This window comes from Alkalilacustris brevis (assembly GCF_003350345.1).
Lineage (GTDB): Bacteria > Pseudomonadota > Alphaproteobacteria > Rhodobacterales > Rhodobacteraceae > Alkalilacustris > Alkalilacustris brevis.
In genome coordinates this window covers 1-3,427 of the sequence record NZ_QNVJ01000032.1, presented here as the reverse complement: position 1 = coordinate 3,427, position 3,427 = coordinate 1, and the positions used below count along the sequence as shown (strand labels likewise).

Genomic DNA, 3,427 nt, shown 5'->3' with positions numbered 1-3,427 from the left:
GATCGCGAGGCGCGGGCGCTTGTTGACCGGCAGGATCGAGGCCTCGGTCATCAGATCGATCCAGCGCCCCTTCTCATCGAGGTGCTGACGGGCATAGAGGGGCAAGCCGACCGTATTGGCCGCCTCAAGGAGATTGGCAGGCCCGCCATAGGTGGTGAAGGTGTCAAACGTGCCCATCGGGAAGGCGATGCCCTCGCCCGCAGGGATGAACCGTTCCGTCCCGCCGCCCGAGAGGGTGGCCGAACCCGTATACTCCTCGAAGAGGATACCCGCGAAGGGAAAGGCGCGACGCATGTCCTCGCGCAGCGGCTGGCCGCCAGTGGCCGAGAAGAACTTGTAGGCTTCCTCGGTCTTGGGGTGGCTGATCAGCTTCTCAAAGAACTCGGAGCTGACCAGCGCATGGGCGGTGGTCATGGTCTCGCCCAGAAGATTGTCCTCGATCGCGCGCAGGGTGGTGCGGACCTTGCCCTGGATGTTGGTGCCCGCGGTGCCGAAGACGAAGTCGACCGAGATCTGCTCGAGCCCGAATTCAGTGAAGTAATTGTAGAGCGTGGTGCCAGCGCCGTCCTTCACGACGCCACGCAGCGCGTTCATCTCCATGTATTCGCGGGTCTGGGCGTGCTGGCGGCGCATGAGCGTCAGCTTGTCCGTCATCACTTCGGCTAGACGGTCCGGCGCGTCCGAGCGCGCGAGCATGGGCACCCCCTGAATGTCATTGGGCAGGATCACGTCATCATGCGGGATCCAGGGCAGGGCGAAGCTGCGCATCGAGCGCGCCTCGCGGTTTCCGACGGTGGCAGGCGCGCCCAGCGGGACCGAGGGCAGGAGGCTCAGCACCCCCTCGCGCTGCTCGATCACGATGGAGCGCTGCGTCACCCCCTGGAACCGGAAAAGGCCGATCTGGCCAAGACGGGTGTAGAGATTGGGCAGGATGTTGATGGCCTGCGTCATCTCGGCGAGCGAATAGCCGCCCGCGTCGAACGGGTTGCGGGTGATGGTCATGGGGAACTCCGGGGAAAGAGGGGCAGGGAAGAGGTGCGCGCGGCCGGATCAGGCGGTGTCGCGCGGGACGATGCCGAGCGCGGCCAGTTGGCCATGCTTGGTGGCGGTCTTGGGCGCGTCATCGACGGTGGCATCAAAAACGAGCGCCATCTTCGAGACGATGGCGGGGCCGCGCGCGACCACCACGCCAATGGAGTCGGTGGCGCTGGCATCGACCGCGTAGAGCAGCACGGCAACTGCGGTCTCCGCTCCTTCGTTCCCGACGACCTCGGCGGCCGGCGACAGGCGGTACTTGTCCGATGCGGTGATGCGGCCGAGCACGGCGCCGGCGTGGTAGCTGGTCCCTTCCAGCAACGTGACACTCTCGCGATTGTAATTCGGGTTGACCTCGTATTTGAGGATATCGCCCATCGTGGCGGGTTTTCTGAGGACGGTCATGGGCAGGATCCTTCTGAGAGGGGATGCAAATGAAATCCCCCGCCGGGGAGGCGCGGCGGGGGATCAGGTGGCAGGGCGACAGGGTCGAGAGCGGGCTTCAGCCCTTGGCACCTGCGACGGCCGCGCGTTTTGCGGCGGCCACGATCGGGCTCTCGGACGTTTTGGGGATGACCGACGAGGGCGGGGCGGCGACGATATCGCGCGCATCTGCGGCGGCGCTGGCGCGCTCGAGCACCAGGCGGCGCAGGGCCTCGGGGGTGGTGCCCTCGCGCAGGGCCTTCGCCGCGTCGATGGTGATGCCGAGGCGGCCCGCCTGTGCCGCGATCTCGGCGATCTCCGCCGCCGCTTCGCGCAGCTGTGCCGAGAGATCGGCCAGATTGCCAGCCTGCGGGGCGGTTGGCGTAGGGGAAGGGGTCGCCGCACTGGGCAGAGCAGCCGCTGCGGGGGACGGCTCAGTAACGGCAGGCAGATCATCGGCAGCATTGGTTTCACCCTCGTCGATGTCCGTCACACCGATCTCGGTGTCCTGCGGGCCGTCGGTGGGGTCGTTCTCGGTGGCCATCATTGCCTCCTGTCTGGGTTGGGGAAGGGACGCGCGCCGCGTGCGCGCGGGTGAAAGGACCGGTGTGCGCGTCAGCATCTGGCGAAAGGCCGCGAAGCCCCGCGCCAGGTCGGTGACCTCATCGGCAAGACCTGCGGCGACGGCGTCCGCGCCGCGGAAGGTCGCGGCCTCGGTCGCCAGCGCTGCCTCCTGGCTCAGCCGCCCCGCACGCCCCGCCGCTACGGTTTCCGCGAACAGAAACCGCAGCACGTCGATCTCGCGCTGAATGTCGCCGCGCACGGACTCGGGCAGGGGCTGATACGGATTGCCATCGACCTTGTGGCGGCCGGAATGGATGAGCGTGACGCGCACCCCGTCCTGATCGAGCTGCCCGCTCAAGTCGGCATGCAGCACCACGACCCCGATACTGCCCAGCGCGCCAGTGCGCGGCAACAGGATGCGGTCGGCCTGGCTGGCCAGCGCATAGCCCGCCGAGAAGGCGTGCTCGGCGACAAAGGCCCAGACAGGTTTGCGGGCCCGAATGGCACGAATGCGATCTGCGAGATCAAAAACCCCGGCAACCTCGCCCCCGAAACTGTCGATTTCCAAGGCGAGGCCGCGCACGGAGGGATCGCTGGCCGCCGCCTCGATCTGCGCTGCGATTCCCTCGTAGCTGGTCTGGCCCGAGGATTGGCCGATCCACCCGCCGCGATGGATCAGAACGCCTGCGATCTCGATCATGGCGATGCCGTCGACGACCGGATAGGGCGCATCGCCATGCGGGCGGTAACTAACTGCCAGCCCACCCGCCAGTAAACTGGCGCGGGCAGGCGGGGCGGTGGTGTTCTCTGCTACCTCGACGCTGTCCGCCAACTCGACCGGCCGCCCGAGAATGCGTGGGCCAAGGCCGGACAGAAACGCCATGGCCTTGGAGGGTTCCACCAGCAGGGGCGTGTTGAAGGCGCGCGCGGCAATGCGGGCGTGGAGCATCAGGGTTCGTCCTCGTCTGTGCGCTGGCGGTCTTCCGCGTCATCGGTGCTGTCGGCGTCGTCGTGAGTGTTGTCGTCGGCGCCCGGCACCGCCTGCAGGCCTTGGGCGGGCGATCCCGGCCGCCGGAAGTCGAGGCCCAGCGCGCGTTCGCGCGCCCGCTCCGCCGCGATTTCGCGGTCGACCTGTTCAGCGTCATAGCCGCGCTCGGCGATGGCTTGCGTCCGGGATTTGAGCCCCGCCTCGATCTGGGCGATTTCGGCATTGGCGTCCTTTAGCGGATCGACCCAGTCCCATTTCGTGGGCAGCCAGTCCGCAGTCAGCAGCCGCGCGCGGTTCGCCTCATAGCCGGGCAGGGTGAGCGCGCCCGACAGCACCGCGGCATCCATCCAGCGGGCATAGACCGGGCGGCAGAGCTGCCAGACCATGACCGAATGCTGCCAGGCCGAGACGCGGCGG

Annotated in this window: 3 protein-coding genes and 1 pseudogene; all 4 read right to left on the bottom strand. The window is 67.8% G+C overall.

Going from position 1 to position 3,427, the window contains the following annotated elements; translation table 11 throughout:
- Positions 1 to 1,002, bottom strand: a 1,002-nt coding sequence (locus DQ229_RS04550; RefSeq protein ID WP_155326443.1) for a major capsid protein, incomplete at its 3' end; no start/stop codon positions are given.
- A gap of 48 nt (positions 1,003 to 1,050) precedes the next feature.
- Positions 1,051 to 1,440, bottom strand: a complete 390-nt coding sequence (locus tag DQ229_RS04545; protein ID WP_114965095.1) for a head decoration protein — start codon at positions 1,438 to 1,440, stop codon at positions 1,051 to 1,053.
- 97 nt (positions 1,441 to 1,537) lie between these two features.
- Positions 1,538 to 2,971 carry a S49 family peptidase gene (locus DQ229_RS04540; RefSeq protein WP_114965094.1) on the bottom strand — a complete coding sequence of 478 codons (1,434 nt, stop codon included), beginning with the start codon at positions 2,969 to 2,971 and terminating at the stop codon, positions 1,538 to 1,540.
- A pseudogene (locus tag DQ229_RS16460) lies at positions 2,971 to 3,427 on the bottom strand (phage portal protein); the annotation flags it as partial. The pseudogene DQ229_RS16460 and the gene DQ229_RS04540, both read right to left, overlap by 1 nt.

Coding starts and splice junctions, on each gene's coding strand:
- DQ229_RS04540 (WP_114965094.1), bottom strand. CDS start 2,971: ATGCTCCACGCCCGCATTGCCGCGCGCGCCTTCAACACGCCCCTGCTG.
- DQ229_RS04545 (WP_114965095.1), bottom strand. CDS start 1,440: ATGACCGTCCTCAGAAAACCCGCCACGATGGGCGATATCCTCAAATAC.